Below are 20,460 nucleotides of genomic sequence, written 5' to 3' on the forward strand. Positions count from 1 at the left end.
AGCTGTTCAGTGGAATCCTGAACGTAACAGCCGCTACTGACAATTCTAGGCGGGCTGGATCTCTTCGACCGTCTCCGGCTCGTCGCCGCTCTCCCGGTAGTCGGCCAGCACCAGAATCGGCAAGTGGTCCGACGCCCCACGAGGCAGGGTTTCTACCTTCTCAATGTCCAGCCCGCGCGACGTCGCAAAGTCGAAGTGCCCCCGGAAGACCATGCCTCGTGTGTAAGTGCGGCGGTCGCTCAAAGACAGGTCGTAACCGGACTCGTTCATGCGCTCGGTTAGCTTCTGGGTGAAGAACGGATAGTTGAAGTCGCCCACCATCAACGTCGCGAAGTCGTCCCCCATGCTGAGCAGTTCGGCGTGCGCGGCGTTGATCTGGTGTCTGCGCAACGAGTTGGACGCAGTCAGCGGAGCGGCATGGAAGGAACCGGCAACCAGCGTATGGTCCGTCTCCAAATCCAGGAGCTTTACGCCGATCAGCCGCTCATGAGCCGGCGTAAGCACGCGGTCGTGCAGCGACTTTTTCAGGGAGAACGAATCGGCCCTGACCATGTCGAACCGCTCCCGCCGGTAGTACATCGCCAGCCCCAAGCGGTTCTCCTTGGTGGCGGTGGCCATCTGCAGGTCTCCGACGATGTCGGGCAGGTCTGATGCATCGCATTCCTGCAGGCACAGCAGATCAACCTCGTAGTCCTGCGCGAGGGCTTCGAGCTCTCCCCGGGCCTTGTGCTCACGAAGGTTGTAGCTGATGGTGCGTATCAGGGCCGCACTCCTTTGGCTGTGGAAGGCAGAAGCAGATTCAGTCTAGACACTCTCAGTGCCTGTCGAACACGATGACTTGCCGGATTGCTTTCCCCTCAGCCAGCTGGTCCATCGCCTCATTGATGTCGTCCAGCGCAATATGCGAGGAAATGAGCGCCTCGACGGGCAGCTTCCCTTCGCGCCAAAGTTGGGCGTATTTCGGAATGTCCCGTTCCGGTACCGCGGATCCCAAATAACTGCCCACTATCATGCGTGCCTCAGCCGTGAGCCCGAGCGGTGCAATCGAAGCGCGCGCGCCGGGCGAGGGAAGCCCTACCGTGACGGTGGTGCCGCCGACGTCAGTCAGTTGCACTGCCGTCTCGAAAGCCCGAACGTTCCCTGCGGCCTCGATGACGACGGGTGCCTTGAGCCCGGCGTCGAGCGCTTCCTGCGGTGTGTAGACGGCGGTGGCGCCCAGGTTCCGTGCCGTTTCCAGCTTCGATGGGACTGCATCGACGCCGATGACGTCGCCTTTAGCCAGCGAGATCGCCGTGATCAGCGCAGCCATGCCGACGCCGCCCAGCCCCACAATGATTACCGTGTCACCGTCCTGTGGCTTGCCGGTGTTGATGACCGCACCGCCGCCGGTCAGGACAGCGCAACCGAGGACGGCGGCGATCTCCGGCGGGACGTCGTCGTCGATTTTTACCGCTGATTTTCGATTCACGACGGCGTGGGTAGCGAAGCCGGATACGCCCAGGTGATGCTTGATGTCCTCACCGTTACGGTGAAGGCGCTGCCCGCCGTCGAGCAGTACGCCCGCGTTGTTGGCAGCCGATCCGACGCTGCACGGAAGCTTCCCTTCGGTGCGGCAGTTCCGGCATTCGCCGCAGCGAGGAAGGAACGCCATGACGACCCGATCGCCAACGGCGAGATCCGTCACGGCATCGCCCAGTTGTTCGACCCGGCCCGCCGCCTCGTGTCCAAGCAGCATCGGGACCGGCCGCACCCGATTCCCGTCGACGACGGACAAATCCGAGTGGCATAGCCCTGCCGCTTCGATGCGCACCAGGATTTCGTCGGGTCCCGGTGGATCAAGCTCCACCTCACCGATGCTGATGGGGCGGGAGTCGGCATAGGGCCGGCTCCGTCCGATTTCTTCGAGGACTGCGCCAGTGATTTTCATGGGTGCCTTTATCCGGTGATTCAGGTCGTGGCGGCCAGGCGCCGTCGGGTGAGCGCACAGGGATAATCCGGCTTCATCGGCCGGTTCCTTTCGACAGTTCCGAAATCTCGCCGGCAAGAATCGCGTTAAGCAGTTCACGGACATTGTCGAAGACGTAGGCCGCACCGGCGTCGCGCAGTTCAGCCTCGCTGGTGCCACCGGTAGTGACGGCGATGGTGGGCATGCCGAGGTTGTTGGCGGCGAGCACGTCCCAGACGGCGTCCCCGATGAACACTGCCGCTCCGGCCTCGAGTTCCGCGACCTTCAGCGCTGCTTCGAGGATGTCGGGGGAGGGCTTGCTGACGCCGGTGTCGGTTGCAGTGGTGGCGCCGGTGATCGCGTCATCGGCATCGATCACCTTCTTCAGGACGGCCAGTTCCTCGTTGTTCGCGGACGTGGCAAGCACGACGGCGAGGCCCACTTCCGCGCAATGCTTCAGCAGGTCGCGGGTGCCGTCGAAGGAGCGAATAGCCGGCCACTGAGCTGAGAACAGTGCTCCGTGGGTGTCCTCGAGCTCCTCGTCCTGATCCTTGTTCCGGTCCGCCCCGATGAGGTGCTCGATCAAGGTGGAGCCGCCCATCCCGATTGTGCGGTGGATGGCCGCCATGGGGACGTCGTGGCCAAAGCGGCGGAAGGCCTGCCACCAGGCGAGTGTGTGCAGATAATTGGTGTCCACGAGCGTGCCGTCGACGTCGAACAGGACGCCGCGGACGCCGTCGTGCTGTTGTGTCATGTTTCCGCCTTGCTTGGTGTGGGTGCAACTTCGTCTGGTGCAATAGGATGTGCTCCACTACGGGTGTGATGGCGGTAACTCACCAACAGGATCCCGGACTACCAACCTTGTCTCAGAAGGAATACCCATGTCGAGTTACTCCACCCAGAATCGCGCCCCGTACCCGAGTGAACAGCCCTTTGCGACCGTCAGCACCCGCAGGTCCCCGGGCACGAGCTACGCAGGTTCAGACTACGAGGGAAAGCGCGCAGCCCAGCTCTCGCTTGCTTACGGCGTGCTCGGGATGTTTTTGTTCTGGTTCGTCTTCGGACCGTTGGCAATCAGTAGCGCGAACAAGGCTGAGCGGATGGGCGAACCGGCAGCGGGCGGGCGACTGCTGGGCTGGGTCGCGATCATTCTTGGCGCACTCAGCATCCTGCTCATCATCGCGTGGGTTCTGTTTTTCGCTGCTGCTTTCTCGAGCGCGTTCCCCAGCGGGATGACGGTCTAGAGCCCACCTATCAGCGCCCACTTAGTGCCGCCGGTATGACGGTAGTGATCTGATCCGGTGATGGTCCTTGGCTAGACTGAATTCCCATTGACGGAACTGCCGAAACCAGGAGGTAGCGTGTTCGAGGATGGAGCGCCGGTCGAAGAGGTCGAGCGGGATGTCGAATCACTGATCATTGATCTGGTTCACGAGCTGGGCGAGCGTGCGGATGCTGATCCGGACCCCTCGGGGGCAGAGGAGCGGGCTTACATCGCGGCGTTCTCCGATGTGAGCGCGAACCAAAACAAGAACCAGGCAGCGCTACTGACGACAGCCATCAAGCGGCCCAACCTGGCGGAATCCCTGAACTACTTGAATCAGCGCCTTGACAGGGAGGATCTGGACCCGCGGCAGCCCGTGGGCATCATCGGGATCATCGTTCGTCTTGCCATGGATGGCCTGTGGGTTTCGGATATCCTGGACAGCACTCGTTTCAAGCCCGAGGACAGGCAACGGATCACTGAGGTCCTCACCGGTCTGACTTACTTGACGGACGACCGGCTCAATGAAGTACTGCGGGAGCGGCAGGGCAAAAGCTCTTAGCAACACCGGGCGGAGTCACCTTGTCCTGCCGGCCCCGCCTCGATGAGGCTTGCAGTTGCTTGCGCACGGGCCGCGGCAGCAGCGCGCGCCGCACTCCTACCGCCAGAACACCGCGATGATGATGTTGAGCAGCGTCAGCCCGCCGATTACTCCCAAAATCGCGGACGGCACTGCGTCCTTCTTGCGGTTGATGAAGGCCAGTACGACGACGGCGATCATCACCAGAAGCTTGACGCCGATTTTGATGTTGTCCACTTCGGCGAGATCTGCGGCTTCGATGACGCCGACCAGCCCAAGTCCGGTGACCAGCTGCAGCCAGCTGCCGTGCATGATGCCGGGGGTGACGACGGCGCCGCCGGTGCGCATGCTTCGGATCTGCGAGATCACGCCGCCGAGGATGGCCGCGAGGCCAACGAAGTGCAGGACGAGGAGCAGGTTGCGAAGGAATTCCATGGCACCAGCCTAAGTGCCAAAAAGCGCCGGACACCCAACGGTGCCCGGCGCTTTCTGCGCGTGTGCAGTGCGTCTACTGCGCTACGAGACGAACAGGTACAGGATCCAGACCAGGCCGAAGGCCATGAAGCCGATCGCTGTGGCGATGACGGTCCAGGTCTTGAGCGCCGTTGTGGTGCTCATCCCCAGGAAGCGGCTGACCAGCCAGAAGCCGGAGTCATTGACGTGCGAGAACGTGATGGCACCCGCGACGATAGCTACGACGATGCACGCGAGGGCCAGGGGATTGGTCACGCCCGAGGCCGCGATTGCGGGAGCCATCAGGCCTGCGGCAGTGGTGCCGGCGACGGTGGCCGAGCCCTGTGCAACACGCATGATGACGGCAACCAGGAAGCCGGCCAGGATCAGCGGGAGGCCGATCGCGTCAAGGCCGTTGGCCATTGCCCCGCCAATGCCGGTAGCGGTGAGCACCCCGCCGAACATTCCGCCTGCACCGGTGATGAGGATGATCGAGCAGACCGGCGCCAGGGCGTCGTCAACAAGGTCCTCCAACGCGCCGCCGAGTGACCCGGTCCGCGGACGGACCACCAGCAGGTACATGGCCAGCAGGGTGGAGATCAGCAGTGCAATGGGAGTGTTGCCGATGAACACCAGGATCTGGACCCACAGGGCATCAGCCGGAACCACACCGGAAGCGCTGAGCGTGTTGAGGCCGGTGTTGAGGAAGATCAGCACCAGCGGCAGCAGGAGCAGGAGCAGGACGGTGCTGAACTTCGGCGGGTTGGTGTCGTTCTTCGGCGGCTCGCCCAGCAGGTTCGGTACGGGCAGCTCAGGGCTCCGCTTGGCAAGCACCAGGGCAAGTCGGTAGCCGGCCACGTACCAGGTGGGAAGACCAACCAGGAGGGCAACCATCAGAACCAGTCCGACGTCGGCCCCTACAATTCCCGCAGCCGCTACGGGTCCCGGGTGCGGCGGCACGAGGGCGTGCATCATGAGGAAAGCACCGGTGGCCGGCAGCGCATAGAGCAGCAGGCCTCCGCCCAGCCTGCGTGCCACCGTGTAGATGATCGGCAGCATCACAATGAAGCCGGCATCAAGGAAGATGGGGAAGCCGAACAGCAACGAGGCAACCGAAAGCGCAAGCGGTGCCCGTTTTTCACCGAACCGGTGCAGCAGGTGGTCGGCGAGCACCTTGGCGCCGCCCGAGGTCTCCACGATCCGTCCCAGCACGGCTCCGAATCCGACCAGCAGTGCAACATTGCCGAGCGTGCGTCCGAACGGACCGATCAGGGTGTCCAGCAGTTCATCGGCTGAAACGCCTGCCACCACCGCGGTGAGCAGGCTGACGATGATCAGCGCGAAAAAGGCGTGCATCCGCACTTTGATAATGAGGAACAGCAGGACTGCGATGGCGGCAACCGCAATCAGCAGCAGGGCGGGGACGGGTAGTCCGCTCGTCACCGCCTGGGTAGTCATCGGTAGAAGGACCATGGGTTGAAACTCCTAGGGCAACATCGTTGGCGCATGCGTAGCCAGCCCTGCTGGTTGCAGGGCTGGTCGTTCTTTTGATTCAGGGTTTACTGGGTGCCGGCAGCGGTTAGTGCCTCATCCAGCACCAGACCGAAGTTCTGTGGGTCGTGGGCGAACCTGCCCAGGAACAGTCCGTCGACCGCCTCGAGGCGGGGGAGCAGGCCGGGACCGGCGCTGCCGCCGTAAATGATCCGGACTCCTGCTTCGCCCTCGCCGGTCAGCTGTTTCCGGAGCCGGGTGACGACGTCGTTCACGTAGTCAGTGGGCGCCGGAGCAGGCGCTCCGATAGCCCAGACCGGCTCGTAGGCCAAGATGACCGCTTCGGTTCCCGCTCCACCGGCGAGCGCCGATTCCACCTGGGCACGGCAGAATTCAGCGGCCTCTTCGGCACTCGATCGCTCAGGTTCCCCGATGCACAGCAGCGGTGTCATTCCGGCGGTGATTGCCGCCGTCACCTTGCGTGCAACGGTGGCATCGTCCTCACCGAAGAGGCTTCGCCGCTCGGCGTGACCGATCTCCACGAGCCCCACGCCGAGCTCAGCGAGAAGACCTGCGCTGACCTCACCGGTCAGGGCTCCGACTCCCGTGCTGCAGTTCTGGGCTCCCACCGTCACGTCCGTGCCGGAGAAGATGCGCTGCGCGCTTTCCAGAACCGGGAACGACGGCGCCACGAAGCTGTGCACTCGTCCCGCCAAAGCGGGCCTGGCAAGGACTTCCTGTCGGATGCCTTCCAGCCAGGTGAGGCTTTGGCGGTAACCGAGGTACATCTTGGTGCTGACACCGACGTACCGGGGACGGGGAATGGCCATCGGTTAGTGCAGGGGAGCGGGGCCGAGATCCTCGATCAGCTTCTGCATCAGGACGTAGGCCTTGTTGCGGTAGGCGATGAGGTCGGCTGTGCGCTCGGCGGGAACGTCAAGGAAACCGGCACCGGTCTTGGTGCCCAGCTTCCCGGCGTCGACCAGGTCCGTGAGGACCTTCGGGGTGGCGAACCGCTCCGGGAAGTCAGTTTGCAGGGACTTGTAGCAGAAGTTGTAGACATCCAACCCGGCCATGTCGGCGATGGCAAACGGTCCGAAGAACGGGAGCCGGAAACCGAAGGTGGTGCGCACTAGGGTGTCGATGTCTTCCGGTGTGGCTACGCCTTCCTCGACGAGCTGGGTAGCTTCGTGGAACAGCGCGTACTGCAGTCGGTTCAGCACAAACCCGGTGACGTCCTTGACGACGGCGGTTTCCTTGCCGGTGGAGTGCACAATCTCGCGGGCGGCAGTGACTACTGCCTCATCCGTGCCGGTGTGGGGGATGATTTCGACGCCGGGAATGAACGGCGAGGGGTTGGAGAAGTGCACCCCGAGGAAGCGCTCCGGGTTGGTGACCGTCTTGGCCATTTCCCCGATGGAGATGGTGGAAGTGTTGGAGCCGATGATGGCGTTCGGCCGGGCAGCGGCGCTGATCCGGGCGAGGATATCGTTCTTGATCTCGATGACTTCGGGAACAGCTTCCTCGATGAAGTCCGCGTCTGCTACAGCTTCTTCAACGGAGGCAGCGGCAACGAGGTTCTTCTCGAGCGTTTCGGTGGCGCCTTCGGGAAACAGGCCGGCTGCGACGAAATCGCGGGATTCGGCGATCAGGCGGTGGTAGTTCTTCTCCGCGATCTCGGCCGAGACATCAGAGAGCGCTACGGTGGCGCCGGAGAGGGCGAGGACCTGGGCGATTCCGCCGCCCATGTAACCGGATCCGACTATTGCAACTTTGCGGGTCATTCTCTTAGTTCTCTTTCGGTTCGTAGGAGCAGATTGCCTCGACCTTGGCGGCGGAGGAGCTGTTTTCGTCGAAGCGGTGGCTCAGCCATTCGTGAACGAGCTTCTTGGCCAGTTCCAGCCCGATGACACGCTGGCCAAAGGTGAGGACCTGCGCGTTGTTGCTCAGAACGGAGCGTTCAACCGAGTAGCTGTCGTGGGCCGTGACCGCACGGATTCCCGGCACCTTGTTCGCCGCGATGGCGACGCCGAGGCCGGTTCCGCAGATCAGGAGTGCGCGGTCCGCCTCGCCTGCGGCAACCTTGCGGGCGGCGTCGACGGCGATGTGGGGGTACGCAGTGGAATCGTTGCTGCCCACACCGACGTCGAGCACCGACTCCACGCGGTCGTCGGCCTCCATCAGGTCCTTGAGGGCGGTCTTGAATTCGACTCCTGCTTCGTCATTACCGATGACGATGCGCAGTTTCTCACTCATGGGTTTGCTCCTTCTTGGTGGTCAGTTCCTGGAACGTATGTGCCAGTGCCTCGGCAATCAGTGCGAAGGACACGGCTCCGGGATCGGGGTGGCCGATGCTCTTTTCGGCAAGCGGCCGTGCGCGCCCCTTCTTCGGGCGGAGGGAAGCGGTCTCTGCAGCAGCGTCGGTCGCGGCACCGGCTGCGGCAGCGAGGGTATCGGCAACAGGGTCACCGTTCCGCGTGCGTGCGGTGAAGGTTTCGATGTAGGGCAGCAGGGCGTCCACCATGGTCTTGTCACCGGCTTCGGCCTTGCCCAGGTTGGTGATGGCGGCGCTGAAAGCCGACGCCGCGTTGAGTGCGTCCTCCGGCCCGTAGGACTCCCGGTTCCCCAGCGAGTGCGCGACGGCGATGAGTCCCGAGCCCCACAGCGCACCGGAGGTTCCCCCTGCCTTTTCCGCCCAGGCTTCGCCTGCCGTAATCAGCACGCGGTCTGCGCCAGCGGAGTCAGCTGCTGCCTGCCCGGCCGCGTCGGCCGCAGCGTCAACACCCCGGCGCATGCCGATGCCGTGGTCGCCGTCGCCGGCCACCGCGTCCATCTTGCCGAGCTCGTCCTCGTGTTCGATGACCACGGCGCGAGCGGCCTCCAGCAGTGCGACGGCGCCCGAACTCAGCGCGGCTGCCGCCTCAGTAGGTGGTTCGACGGGTGCTTCTGCTGCGGTCGCCAGTTCCTGCACGTCCCGGTGGGCGCGCGCTGCAACGTTGCCCTTGCGGAACGCGGGAGTGTCAGCGGGAGCGGACCAGTAGGTTTCGAGCTCGTCGTCGAGCCACAGCAGGGTCAGGGAGACACCGGCCATGTCGAGGCTCGTCACCAGCTCACCGCACTCGGGTTCGACAATCTCGAGCCCTGCCTTGCCCAGCAGCGCCTCGATCCGGCCGTAGAGAAGGAACAGTTCGTCGTACTTGACGGTTCCCAGCCCGTTGACGATGGCTGCAACGCGGCTGCCGGCGTCGTCGGGCTTGTCCTCGAGGAGGTTGGAGACCAGCAGATCGGCCAGCTCGGACGCCGTGGGCATCGGGTGATCGGAAATACCCGGCTCGCCGTGGATGCCCAGTCCGAGCGACATGTGCCCCGGCTGCACCGAGAACAGCGGTTCCTCGGCGCCCGGGAGGGTGCAGCCGTCAAAGGCAACGCCCAGGGAGCGCGTGCGGTAGTTCGCCTTGCGGGCGAGGCGTTCCACGTCATCGAGGGAAAGGCCGGCTTCCGCAGCGGCGCCGGCAACCTTGAAGACCGTTAGGTCGCCTGCAATGCCGCGGCGGTTTTCCAGCTGGTCGATGGGCGCGCTGGCGATGTCATCGGTGACCAGCACTGTCCGGGTGTCGATTCCTTCGGCATTGAGCCGAAGCTCAGCCTGCCCGAAGTGCAGCACATCGCCGGCGTAGTTGCCGTAGCTGAGCAGGACACCGCCGCCGTTGTTCGCCGCTCGGGCAACGCGGTAGACCTGTCCGGCTGCGGGGGAGGCAAACATGTTGCCGCAGGCCGATCCGGCGGCCAGTCCCTGACCCACCAGGCCGGCGAACGCGGGGTAATGGCCGGAGCCGCCGCCGATCACGAGGGCAACCTGGCCCTCGTCCATCTCGGTGGACCGGACCACACCGCCGTCAACGCGAGCCACGTACCGGCGGTTTGCCGCAGCGAAACCGTCGAGGGCGTCGTCGGCGAAGGACGCGGGGTCATCAAAAATGCGTGTCATCGTTCCTCATTGAATTCGTGAGTAGCAAGTGAAAGGCAAGTACAAAGCAACTGACAGTGCGGTGGGATGTTACTGGCTGGCGGTCTGGCGCGGCTTCTGCCGGCCTTGCGCAACGAGGGGCGTGCCCAGAGCATAGTCCTCGGTCTTGGGAAGAATCTTCTTGCGCAGGTAGTCCTGGTTGCTGGCGGATACGCTCAGCCCGTCTCCTCCGTAGTGCTCGGCGCAGATGATGCCCTGGAAGCCGGAAGCAAGGGCGGTGCGGAACGCTTCCCGGTAGCTGATGACGCCCGTTTCCAGCGGCGCGGGCATCGCAACGAACTGGTTGCGGGCAAGGTTCTCGTCCCGCAGGTAATTCTTCACGTGCCAGTAGTTCGCGTAGGGCACGGTCTTTGCGATGAGTTCCTGGATGGATTCGATCGGCCGGTGGAGACGTACCAGATTGCCGAGGTCCGGGTTGAGGCCGACGTTGGGCAGGTCGATGTCCTGGACGAGCCGGACGGCGGAGTCACCGGTACCGAGGTAGGTGTCTTCGTACAGTTCCAGGGACACGAGCAAGCCCAGGTCCGCTGCGTGATTGCCGAGCTCACGAATCCGTTCAACAGCCTTGTTCCAGGTCTCAGGATCGTTCTCGGGATCCTTGTGACCCTCGACGGTCCAGAACCACAGCTGCTTCTTCTGCTCAGGGGTAAGCGCCTGGTGCAGTCCGAAGGAGACGACTTCGCAACCGAGCTGCGCGGCGGCCTCCAGGGTGCGGTGGCTGTAGGCGAGGTTGTCTTCCCAGTTCTGCTCGTCGATGACGCTGCGGCGGATGGCCGAGATGGCGGGCGCTCCGATGCCGGCGTTGTCGGCTGCGAGCTTCAGCTGGTCCAAGCGGTCGGTGGAGAGGTCACCGGGGCGTACCCAGCCATCGAAGAGGTCGATGTTGTCGAAACCGGCGTCCCGCACCTCACGGAAAACACCTTCCCAGGCGGTGGGCTCGGCGTCCTGCATGGTGATGCCGTCAGCCCCCTCATGGGGAAACTGCAGCGGTGCAGCGGTGATGGGCCAGTTGTCTGCGGTGTAAGCCATGGTTCACTCCGTTGTGGTAATCGTATTTCCTATAGGATCCATGATCGCGCTCACAGTGTCAAGATCAAGCGGACGACGACGGCGCGGTCAGGGGAAGCGAATGAGCCAGTTGCTCAGGGGTGCTCCACACTGTCGAGAATGGAGCGTTCTTTCACGCCGTTCAGGTGCGCAATCATGGCCTCGCGGGCCGCTGCCGGATTCCCCGCCGCGAAGGCTTTGAGGATTGCCGTGTGCTCCTCGATGGCTGTGTCAGCGTCCGTCACGCCAAGGCCTGCGAAGAACCGGAAGCGCTGCACCTGCCCGCCGAGCGTTTTGTAGGCGTTGAGGATGAACGGATTGCCGGCATGTTCGGCGATGAGCCGGTGAAAGTCCTCGTCCGCCTTCCAGTAATCACGGAACTCCGCATACGACGCTCCGGTTGGAGCCGTGCGCAGCTGTTCGATGGTGTGCTGCAGCTCGTCGAACAGCTCAGGGGTGCTTCGGGCACAGGCCAGTTCAGCGTTGACCGGTTCGATCACCAGGCGCGCATCAACCAGTTGGCTGAGCTCCAGCGGCGTGAAGAGGGGCGCCACCCGGTAACCCTTGAGCGCTATCCGCCGCACCATGCCGGTGTGTTCGAGCCTCGCAAGCGCTTCGCGGACGGGGGTGGGTGAAACCTCAAGATCCCGGGCAATGCCGTCGATGCTGAGACTCGCCCCCGCCTCCAGCCTGCCGTCGATCAGCGAGGCCATCAGCTCTTCATGCACGTAGTCGGCAAGGACCTGGCGGTTCAGGGCGCGGCGGGGAGGATGAGCAGGCATTGTTAAATCCTATAGGATAGGCGCCTAAACCTCGGGGAGGGCGAAGGCCCCGCTATTTCGGCGAAGCAGTCGACTCCCGCACCAGGAGCCGCGTGGCAAGTTCTATCCGCGTCGAATCGGGCTGCTCACCGTCGATCTGGCGCAACAGGGTCCGCGCGGCTGCACGGCCGATCTCCCGCAGTGGCTGCTCAACCGTGGTGAGCTGCGGCATGGTCGCCTCCGCAAAGGAGGTGCCGTCGAATCCCACTATGCTGAGGTCACCCGGCAGCTTCATGCCGCGCCGGCGCGCTTCCTCCCAGACCCCGATCGCGATGGTGTCGTTCGCCGCGAAAATCGCGGTGGGCGGCTCGGGCAGCTCCAGCAGCTGGGCCAGGCCCTCGATTCCGAAGGACCGCGTGAAGTCCCGCGAGATGATGTACTCCGGCCGCACCTCAACGCCGCGTCCCAGCAGCGCCGCCATGTAGCCGTGCTGGCGGTCCTGGCTGCATTCGGCACGCACCGGCCCGCCGAGGTGGGCGATGCGCTCGTGGCCAAGATCCAGCAGGTGCTCAGTGGCCGCCTTGCCGCCGGCCCAGTTGGTGGCACCCACACTGACGACGTCGGATCCGGGCGGATTGAGCGGATCAACCAGAACCACGGGGATGCCGCGTTCCTGGAAGGTCAAAATGTCACTGGGCCCCCACTTCGAGGTCACGAGCAGCAGACCCCGCCTGCCGGCGTCGAGCATTCGCCGTACGCGCTCGGCAGCGCTGGCAGCTTCCAGCGACATGGCGGACAGCACTACTTCCGCACCGTTTTCGCTGGTGCACTCGAGGATCCCGTCCATCACCTCGCTGTAGTAGGCGGTGGTGACGCTTTCGACGACGACGTCGATCATCACCGAATCGGTGCGCCTCCGCGGAGAGGGAGAGCGGTAGTTGAGGCTGCGCATCACCTCCAGCACCCGGTCACGGGTGGCGGCCGCGACGTCGTCCCTGCCGTTGAGGACTTTCGAAACGGTCGGAATGGACACTCCGGCGATTTCCGCCACCGAGGCAAGCGTTGCCTTCGGCGTTGTGGTGTTGGTCGTTGCCACCGCTTCCTCTTCCGATCTGGAGTGTTTTCTGACTTTTTCAATAAGCCTATTGACCCGGCCCGTGTGATGCAGATAACTTTACACACATCGAAACATCTTTCGAAACATTTCGAAACTAATCAAGACAAGCACTTCTCGGCAACAGCCTGTTTATCGACCGGAGCCAACGTGGGCCCGGATCGAGGAAGGAACTCTCGAATGAAGAACTCCAAGCTTTCCGGCATGGCGGCCGTTGCGTCGGCCCTGACGCTGACCCTCACCCTGGGAGCCTGCGGAAGCAGCGGTCCCCAGGACACCACCGCTGATGCGGGTTCCCCCACCATGTGGGCGCTGACCGGCGCCAACGAGGCCGTCACCGGTGCGTCGGTTGAGTCGTGGAACGCCGCGCACAACGACGCCGCGATCCAGCTCGACTACTTCGCCAATGACGCTTACAAGACCAAGGTCCGCACTGCAATCGGTGCAGGCGAAGGGCCAACCCTCATCCACGGCTGGGGCGGCGGCGTGCTGCAGTCCTACGTCGATGAGGGCCACGTGATGGACCTGACGTCCTTCCTCGAGGAGAACCCCGAGGTGAAGGAACGCTACATCCCGGCGGTCTTCGACAACGGCGTCATTGACGGCACCAGCTACGCCCTTCCCTACACTGGCATGCAGCCCGTGGTCATGTACTACAACAAGGAACTCTTCGAGCAGATCGGTGCCGAGCCGCCCCAGACCTGGGATGAGCTGATGGACCTGGTGCCGAAGTTCAACGAGGCCGGCATTGCTCCGTTCGCACTCGGCGGCCAGTCCAAGTGGCCCAACCTGATGTGGTTCTCCTACCTCGTGGACCGTGTCGGCGGACCTGAGGTATTCAAGGCGATCCTGGACGGTGAAGAGGAAGCCTGGTCAGATCCCGCTGTGATTGAAGCGCTCACCATGATCCAGGAACTTGTCGAGGCTGACGGCTTCATCAACGGCTTCTCCTCCGTGGCGGCCGACGGCGGTGCTGACGCCGCCCTGCTCTACACCGGCAAGGCAGCCATGCTGCTCCAGGGCGCCTGGGTGTACCAGACGCTGAAGAATGACGCCCCGGACTTCGTGTCCTCCGGCAACCTCGGCTACCTCAATTTCCCCGCGGTCGAGGGTGGAGCGGGAGACCCCGAGAACATCGTGGGCAACCCCAGCAACTTCTGGTCGGTCTCAGCGAGTGCCTCCGATGAGCAGAAGGACGCCGCACTGGAGTACCTGAAGGACGGCCTGTACAACGAGGAATACACTCAGGACCTCATCGAGTCCGGCGCCATCCCGCCGACCGTCGGCGCGGAAGAGCTCCTCGCGCAGTCGGAGGACAAAGATTTCCTGACCGAGGTCTACACCATGGCCACCGAGGCCCCGAGTTTCCAGCTTTCCTGGGACCAGGCGCTGAGCCCGGACCAGGGCAGCGCCATGCTCGCCAACCTGGACCGCATCTTCCTGGGAGAAATTACTCCTGAAGAGTTCGCGGAGACGATGAACGGGACGCTGGGCGAGTAAATGGCTCTGCAGACCAAAACCGTTCCGGCGCTACCGGTGCGGCCCGCCCCGGGAAGGCGCAGCGGCGCCTCCCTGGGCTGGTTCGCGGCCCCGGCGCTGGTGTTCTTCGTTATCTTTGCGATCATCCCGCTGGCCGGCGTGATCTTCCTCAGCTTCACCAGCTGGAACGGACTCGGGGACATCACCCTCACCGGCTTCGACAGCTGGATCACCGCCCTCACGAGCCCGGTCACAGCGAACGCCATCTGGGTGACGGTGAAGATCATGTTCTTCTCCCTAATCGTGCAGGTGCCGATCAGCCTGCTGCTCGGCGTCTTCACCGCCGGCACCCAGCGCTACCGCGCGCTGCTCGCCGTCATCTACTTCGTTCCGCTGCTGCTCTCCTCAGCCGCCGTCGCCATCGCCTACAAGGCGCTGCTGGATCCGAACTTCGGTGTGGGTCCCGGGCTGAACCTTCCCTTCCTCGCCCAGGACTGGCTGGGCGATCCGGATCTGGCGCTGTTCGTCGTCGTGTTCGTGATCGCCTGGCAGTTCGTGCCGTTCCACACCCTGATCTACCAGGGTGGCGTCCGGCAGATCCCGGCCAGCTTCTACGAGGCTGCGCAGATTGACGGCGCCGGCCGGATGCAGCAGTTCTTCCACATCACGCTGCCGCAGCTGAAGTACACCATGATCACGTCCTCGACGCTGATGGTGGTCGGCTCGCTTGCCTACTTCGATCTGATCTTCGTGCTGACGGCCGGCGGTCCCGGCTACGCCACGCGGCTGCTGCCGCTGCACATGTATCTCACCGGTTTCCAGGCCAATGACATGGGTGCGGCCAGCGCGCTGGGAGTCATCCTCGTCGTCGTCGGGCTTGGGCTTGCGGTCCTCGTCCAGAGCCTCGGCGGCAGGAACCGCGCCGCAAGCCAGTTGGAAGGAGCATGATGGCCATCACCACCGAGGCGCCCCGGGCCACGAAGAAGGGCTCCCACCCGCAACAACCTGAACGACGACGACGGCGCTCCGGCCACCGGCCCAACCTCCTCGGCGGTCTGGGCGGCTGGATCTGGCTGGCAGTCATCATCCTGCCGATCTACTACGTGGTCATCACCAGCGTGAAGAACCAGGCCGGCTTCTTCGGCAGCAATCCGCTTGCCCCGACGCTGGAGCCGACCCTGGACAATTACGCCTTCGTCCTCGAGCAGGGTTTCGCGCAGTACTTCCTGAACTCGCTGATTGTCACGCTGGGCACGGTTCTGCCGGCGCTCGTGGTGTCCTTTATGGCGGCGTACGCCGTGGTGCGGGGGAGCGGTCGGTTCATTACCTGGACCAACACCCTGTTCCTGATGGGGCTCGCGATCCCGCTGCACGCCACGATCATCCCGATCTATTACATGATCACCCGTGCCCGGCTCTATGACACGCTGTTGGCGCTGATCCTGCCTTCGATCGCGTTTGCCATCCCGATCTCGGTGCTGATCCTGTCCAACTTCCTGCGGAATGTACCCAAGGAGCTGTTCGAATCGATGCGTCTGGACGGCTGCTCCGAGTTCAGCATGATGTGGCGGCTCGCCCTGCCGCTGACCCGGCCAGCCGTGGTGACCGTCGGCATCTACAACGCGCTGCAGGTCTGGAACGGCTTCCTCTTCCCGCTGATCCTGACGCAGAGTCCGGACAAGCGGGTGCTGCCGCTCTCGCTGTGGGCGTTCCAGGGTGAATTCACGATCAACATCCCGGCGGTGCTTGCCGCCGTCGTGCTGGCAACCCTGCCGCTGCTGGTGCTCTATGTCGTGGCGCGCAAGCAGCTGGTCAGCGGGCTCACTGCCGGCTTCAGCAAGTAGGAGATTTCATGACACAGAACAAGACCCCCCTACGGGTTGGCATGGTGGGCTACGCGTTTATGGGTGCCGCCCACTCCCACGCCTGGCGCACCGCGCCGCGGTTCTTCGACCTGCCGCTGCGGCCCGAGCTGTCCGTCCTGGTGGGACGGAACGCCGACGCCGCTTCGGAGGCCGCCGAGCGTATGGGCTGGAACGAGACGGCCACCGACTGGCGCGAGGTCATCGCGCGGGACGACATTGACCTCATCGACATCTGCACTCCCGGGGACACGCATGCCGAGATTGCGATTGCGGCGTTAGAGGCAGGCAAACACGTCCTCTGTGAGAAGCCGCTGGCCAACTCGGTGGAGGAAGCCGAGCGCATGGTTGCTGCCGCCGAGGCAGCAGCGCAGCACGGCATCCAGGCCATGTGCGGCTACAGCTACCGCCGGACCCCGGCGCTGACACTTGCGCGGGAACTGGTGCAGGAAGGCCGGATTGGAACCATCCGCCACGTCCGTGCACAGTACCTGCAGGACTGGCTGTCGGATGAGTTGACCCCGCTGACCTGGCGGATGGACAAGGCCAAGGCCGGCTCCGGATCCCTGGGCGACATCGGTGCCCACATCATCGACGCGGCCCAGTGGGTCACCGGCTCGAACATCGCCGGCGTCTCGGCACTGATGGAGACCTTCGTGACCGAGCGGCCGGTCGGCGGTGACCTCGTGGGCCTCGGCGGCAAGGGCGACTCAACGGGCGAGAAAGGGCCGGTAACGGTCGACGACGCCGCCGCCTTCACCGCCCGGTTCGACGACGGTGCGATCGGAGTTTTTGAGGCCACCCGCTTTGCGCTGGGCAGGAAGAACGCTATCCGGCTGGAGATCAATGGATCGGCCGGCTCGATCGCCTTCGACTTCGAGGACATGAACGTCCTGGAGTATTACGACGGCAGCAATGACAGCCGCACCTCCGGCTTCCGGCGCATTCAGGTGGGCGAACCGGACCACCCGTACACGGGGAACTGGTGGCCGGTGGGGCACGGCCTCGGCTACGAGCACGGGTTCACGCATCAGGTGGTGGAACTGGTGACTGCGCTGAGCAGCGGAACTCAGCCGTCGCCGTCGTTCGCTGATGCCTTGCGGGTGCAGCGGGTGCTGGCCGCGGTGGAGCAGAGCGCAACCAACGAATCCCGCTGGCAGCGGGTCGAAAGATGACTGAGAGGGAGAACCGAATGCGACCAGTAACACTGTTCACCGGCCAGTGGGCGGATCTGCCGTTCGAGGAAGTGGCGCGACTCGCGGGCGAGTGGGGCTTCGATGGGCTGGAAATCGCCTGCTGGGGCGATCACCTCGACCCCGAGCGCGTGGTGGAAGACGATGCCTATCTCCGGAACCGCCTCGACATTCTTGAGCGGAACAACCTGCAGGTCCACGCGATCGCCAACCACCTCACCGGACAGGCGGTCTGTGATGACCCCATTGATGAGCGCCATCGCGGCATCCTGTCCGAGCGCGTGTGGGGAGATGGGGAAGCGGAGGGGGTGCGCCGTCGTGCGGCCGACGTTCTGAAGGCAACGGCCCACGCTGCCGCCCGGCTCGGCGCCAATACGGTCACCGGCTTCACCGGTTCCTCGATCTGGAAGTGCGTGGCCATGTTCCCGCCCGTTCCGGAGTCGATGATCGATGCCGGTTATGAGGACTTCAAGGACCGCTGGGACCCGATTCTGGACGCGTTCGACGACGCCGGTGTGCGTTTTGCGCTCGAGGTGCACCCCTCGGAAATCGCCTACGACTACTGGAGCACCCGCCGCACGCTCGATGTCATGGCCGACCGGAAGAACTTCGGGCTGAACTTCGACCCCTCCCATTTCATCTGGCAGGACCTGGACCCGGTGATGTTCCTGCAGGACTTCGCGGAGCACATCTTCCACGTGCATGTGAAGGAATCGGTGCGGCAGCTCAACGGCCGCAACGGACGGCTGGGATCGCACCTGCCCTGGGGAGATCCGCGGCGCGGCTGGGACTTCGTCACCGCCGGTCACGGTGACGTGCAGTGGGAACCGATCTTCCGCATGCTCAACTCCATCGGCTACAACGGCCCGGTCAGCGTCGAGTGGGAGGACGCGGGCATGGACCGCCTCATCGGCGCACCGCAGGCGCTGGCGCTCGTCCGTCAGTTGGGCGAGATAGCGCCGTCGGCAGCAGCGTTCGACGCCGCATTCTCCACCGGGCGCTGAGCCTGACGTACCTACAGAAAGACTTTGAAATGACGAGCAAATTCGCCCTGATAGTCCGCGGCGGCTGGGATGGACATCAGCCCATCGAAGCCACCGAGCGCTTCATCCCCTTCCTCAAGGAAAGCGGCTACGACGTCCGCGTTGAGGAATCGCCGAAGATCTATGCGGATCCTGAGTACATGGCCACCGTGGACCTGATCGTGCAGTGCAACACGATGAGCACCATAGAGAAGGACGAGTTCCGGGGCCTGCGAGCGGCGGTCGAAGCCGGTGCGGGACTGGCAGGCTGGCACGGCGGCATTGCGGACTCCTACCGGAACGAGTCGGACTACCTTCACCTGATCGGCGGGTCCTTCGCGTGCCACCCCGGCAAGCATCCGGACGAGTGCACCGGTGAGCAGTCGGACAACTACGTGCCGTACCGGGTGAACATGCTGCCCGCTGCGGCGGACCATCCGATCACCCAGGGAATCGGGGACTTCGACCTCGTCACCGAGCAGTACTGGGTGCTGGCAGACGATTACATCGATGTCCTTGCCACCACCACGCAGGCCGTGCGCGAGTGGGACGCCTGGAACCGTCCGGTCACGTCACCGGCTATCTGGACCCGCCAGTGGGGTAAGGGCCGCATCTTCGTCGCTACACCCGGGCACCGGGTGGAGGTACTCGACGATCCAAACGTACGCACCATCATCGAAAGGGGCATGCTGTGGGCAAGCCGCTGAATGTAGGCATCATTGGCTGTGGAGCCATCGTTGCGAAGTACCTGGAGACCTTCCCGCAACTGGAGTCCGTGAACCTGGTGGCGGTTGCGGATCTCGATCCTTTGCGGGCGCAGGCGGTCGCGGACTCGCAGCCGGGCGTGTGGGCGCTCAGCGTGAATGAACTGCTGGACGACGACAGCATCGACGCGGTCCTCAACCTCACGATTCCCGCCGCGCACGCGGAGGTGGCGCTGCGGGCGATCGACGCCGGGAAGCACGTTTACGGGGAGAAGCCGCTCGCCGCGACCACCGAGGAAGCGAGGGAGGTGCTCGACGCCGCCGACGCGGCCGGCGTCCGCGTCGGGTGCGCGCCGGATACCGTGCTGGGCACGGGTATCCAGACCGCCCGTAAGGCTATCGACGACGGGCTGATCGGTGCGCCGATTTCGGCGACGGCCACCATGGTGACGCCAGGCCACGAGCGCTGGCACCCCAACCCCGACTTCTACTACGTTCCCGGCGGTGGGCCGCTGCTGGATATGGGGCCGTACTACGTGACGGCATTGGTGACGCTGCTGGGGCCGGTGGTCTCGGTGATCGGTGCGGCAAGCCATACCCGTACTTCGCGGACCATCGGCTCAGGTTCACGCGCCGGCCAGAGTGTTCCGGTAACCACCGATACTCACGTGACCGGGGTGCTGGTGCATGAATCCGGTGCGCTCTCGACCCTGATCATGAGCTTCGACGCAGTGCAGACAGGATCCCCGAACATCGAGATCCACGGTGAGACGGCAAGCCTGATTGTGCCGGATCCCAATGTGTTCGACGGTGACGTGGAAATCTGCACGCTGACCGAGCGCGACGCCGGCTGGAAGGTGCTGCCCGTCAGCGCCGGCTACCGGGACGCCGGGCGGGGCTACGGTCTGGCGGATATGGCGGACACGCCTGCGGGGGAGCAGCATAGGGCGAACGGTGAACTGGCCTATCACGTGCTTGACGTCATGGAGTCGCTGCTTCGTTCCGCGTCCACCGGAGCGTCCGTCGCGGTTCGGAGCCGAGCGGACCGGCCTTCAGTGGTGCCGCTGACGGAAGTTCCGCAGCCGGTGGCCTAGGGTTCGAGCGGTTTTCGGGTGGAGTGACCGGCCACTTCCCTTCGAAGCGGCCACCCGCCATCAGGAAGGAGTCTTCCAACAACTCGCCGAGCTCTTCGGCGTCGATATGGTCCATCCGCACCAGAACAAGCTGCGGCGACCTTTCGTGGTGTGGCGTCCAGAAGTAGGTTCGCGGATCCGTGCCGGCCAAGGGCTTCACACTCGGTGGTCTTGACGGTCAGAACTCCCGGCTCCCAGATGCGTGCCATCAGGTTCTTCGCGAACCAGGCGGGCTGCCCCAACGTGGGCGTTCAACGACGCCCGGCAAATCACGACAGATCCGTCTCACGTCCGCTTCAGTGGTCATGCCCTAACTCTGGCATCGGACGGCAAAGAGGGCGAGGGCGGCCAGGCAGAGGGGCGACGGCGAGATCGGCGGCACCGC

21 protein-coding genes are annotated in these 20,460 nt (G+C 64.2%); 9 read left to right on the forward strand and 12 right to left on the reverse strand.

The window, feature by feature from the left end; translation table 11 throughout:
* Positions 1-45: 45 nt before the first annotated feature.
* From Q0877_RS11335 to Q0877_RS11345, 3 genes are all read right to left on the reverse strand, one after another.
* Positions 46-759 (reverse strand): endonuclease/exonuclease/phosphatase family protein, encoded by a 714-nt coding sequence (locus tag Q0877_RS11335; protein ID WP_299167968.1) that lies wholly within the window; start codon positions 757-759, stop codon positions 46-48.
* Between the two features lie 55 nt (positions 760-814).
* Positions 815-1,927, reverse strand: a complete 1,113-nt coding sequence (locus Q0877_RS11340) for an alcohol dehydrogenase catalytic domain-containing protein (RefSeq protein WP_299167855.1) — start codon at positions 1,925-1,927, stop codon at positions 815-817.
* A 73-nt stretch (positions 1,928-2,000) separates the two neighbouring features.
* Positions 2,001-2,699, reverse strand: coding sequence for an HAD family hydrolase (locus Q0877_RS11345; RefSeq protein ID WP_299167857.1), 699 nt, complete (start codon positions 2,697-2,699; stop codon positions 2,001-2,003).
* Positions 2,700-2,826: 127 nt separating this feature from the next.
* Between Q0877_RS11345 and Q0877_RS11350 the strand changes: the two genes are divergently transcribed.
* Together Q0877_RS11350 and Q0877_RS11355 are read left to right on the forward strand one after the other, a co-directional pair.
* A complete protein-coding gene (locus tag Q0877_RS11350; protein WP_299167859.1) occupies positions 2,827-3,189 on the forward strand; it encodes a hypothetical protein in 363 nt (120 codons plus the stop codon).
* A 117-nt stretch (positions 3,190-3,306) separates the two neighbouring features.
* Positions 3,307-3,771, forward strand: coding sequence for a TetR family transcriptional regulator (locus tag Q0877_RS11355; RefSeq protein ID WP_299167861.1), 465 nt, complete (start codon positions 3,307-3,309; stop codon positions 3,769-3,771).
* A 96-nt stretch (positions 3,772-3,867) separates the two neighbouring features.
* On the opposite strand, the gene Q0877_RS11360 is transcribed toward Q0877_RS11355, so the two are convergent.
* From Q0877_RS11360 to Q0877_RS11400, 9 genes are all read right to left on the reverse strand, one after another.
* Positions 3,868-4,224 (reverse strand): hypothetical protein, encoded by a 357-nt coding sequence (locus Q0877_RS11360; protein ID WP_299167862.1) that lies wholly within the window; start codon positions 4,222-4,224, stop codon positions 3,868-3,870.
* 81 nt (positions 4,225-4,305) lie between these two features.
* Positions 4,306-5,715, reverse strand: coding sequence for a GntP family permease (locus tag Q0877_RS11365; RefSeq protein ID WP_299167864.1), 1,410 nt, complete (start codon positions 5,713-5,715; stop codon positions 4,306-4,308).
* 86 nt (positions 5,716-5,801) lie between these two features.
* Positions 5,802-6,563 (reverse strand): triose-phosphate isomerase family protein, encoded by a 762-nt coding sequence (locus Q0877_RS11370; protein WP_299167865.1) that lies wholly within the window; start codon positions 6,561-6,563, stop codon positions 5,802-5,804.
* Positions 6,564-6,566: 3 nt separating this feature from the next.
* Positions 6,567-7,517, reverse strand: a complete 951-nt coding sequence (locus tag Q0877_RS11375) for a 3-hydroxyacyl-CoA dehydrogenase family protein (protein WP_299167866.1) — start codon at positions 7,515-7,517, stop codon at positions 6,567-6,569.
* 4 nt (positions 7,518-7,521) lie between these two features.
* Positions 7,522-7,989, reverse strand: a complete 468-nt coding sequence (locus tag Q0877_RS11380; RefSeq protein WP_299167868.1) for a ribose-5-phosphate isomerase — start codon at positions 7,987-7,989, stop codon at positions 7,522-7,524.
* The gene (locus tag Q0877_RS11385; protein WP_299167870.1) at positions 7,982-9,721 is read right to left on the reverse strand and encodes a dihydroxyacetone kinase family protein; all 1,740 of its coding nucleotides are present in this window, start codon (positions 9,719-9,721) and stop codon (positions 7,982-7,984) included. Before Q0877_RS11385 ends, Q0877_RS11380 begins: the two co-directional genes overlap by 8 nt.
* 69 nt (positions 9,722-9,790) lie before the next feature.
* Positions 9,791-10,789, reverse strand: a complete 999-nt coding sequence (locus Q0877_RS11390) for a sugar phosphate isomerase/epimerase (RefSeq protein WP_299167873.1) — start codon at positions 10,787-10,789, stop codon at positions 9,791-9,793.
* A gap of 113 nt (positions 10,790-10,902) precedes the next feature.
* The gene (locus tag Q0877_RS11395; RefSeq protein WP_299167874.1) at positions 10,903-11,589 is read right to left on the reverse strand and encodes a GntR family transcriptional regulator; all 687 of its coding nucleotides are present in this window, start codon (positions 11,587-11,589) and stop codon (positions 10,903-10,905) included.
* Between the two features lie 52 nt (positions 11,590-11,641).
* Positions 11,642-12,664, reverse strand: coding sequence for a LacI family DNA-binding transcriptional regulator (locus Q0877_RS11400; RefSeq protein ID WP_299167876.1), 1,023 nt, complete (start codon positions 12,662-12,664; stop codon positions 11,642-11,644).
* 198 nt (positions 12,665-12,862) lie between these two features.
* On the opposite strand from Q0877_RS11400, the gene Q0877_RS11405 reads away from it, so the two are divergent.
* Genes Q0877_RS11405 through Q0877_RS11435 form a run of 7 tightly spaced genes read left to right on the forward strand, consistent with a single transcriptional unit; the run spans position 12,863 to position 20,036 of the window.
* Positions 12,863-14,182 (forward strand): ABC transporter substrate-binding protein, encoded by a 1,320-nt coding sequence (locus Q0877_RS11405; protein WP_299167877.1) that lies wholly within the window; start codon positions 12,863-12,865, stop codon positions 14,180-14,182.
* Positions 14,183-15,109, forward strand: a complete 927-nt coding sequence (locus Q0877_RS11410) for a carbohydrate ABC transporter permease (RefSeq protein WP_299167879.1) — start codon at positions 14,183-14,185, stop codon at positions 15,107-15,109. It begins immediately after the preceding gene.
* A complete protein-coding gene (locus Q0877_RS11415; protein ID WP_299167880.1) occupies positions 15,106-16,005 on the forward strand; it encodes a carbohydrate ABC transporter permease in 900 nt (299 codons plus the stop codon). Before Q0877_RS11410 ends, Q0877_RS11415 begins: the two co-directional genes overlap by 4 nt.
* An 8-nt stretch (positions 16,006-16,013) precedes the next feature.
* Positions 16,014-17,198 carry a Gfo/Idh/MocA family protein gene (locus Q0877_RS11420; RefSeq protein ID WP_299167881.1) on the forward strand — a complete coding sequence of 395 codons (1,185 nt, stop codon included), beginning with the start codon at positions 16,014-16,016 and terminating at the stop codon, positions 17,196-17,198.
* Between the two features lie 17 nt (positions 17,199-17,215).
* A complete protein-coding gene (locus tag Q0877_RS11425) occupies positions 17,216-18,220 on the forward strand; it encodes a sugar phosphate isomerase/epimerase (RefSeq protein ID WP_299167882.1) in 1,005 nt (334 codons plus the stop codon).
* Positions 18,221-18,249: 29 nt separating this feature from the next.
* Positions 18,250-18,945, forward strand: coding sequence for a ThuA domain-containing protein (locus Q0877_RS11430; RefSeq protein WP_299167883.1), 696 nt, complete (start codon positions 18,250-18,252; stop codon positions 18,943-18,945).
* Complete coding sequence (locus tag Q0877_RS11435; protein WP_299167884.1) at positions 18,930-20,036, forward strand: Gfo/Idh/MocA family protein; 1,107 nt, start codon at positions 18,930-18,932, stop codon at positions 20,034-20,036. The genes Q0877_RS11430 and Q0877_RS11435 overlap by 16 nt, the downstream gene beginning before the upstream one ends.
* The last annotated feature ends 424 nt before the right edge of the window (positions 20,037-20,460 follow it).

This window comes from uncultured Arthrobacter sp., from assembly GCF_947495145.1.
Lineage (GTDB): Bacteria > Actinomycetota > Actinomycetes > Actinomycetales > Micrococcaceae > Arthrobacter_D.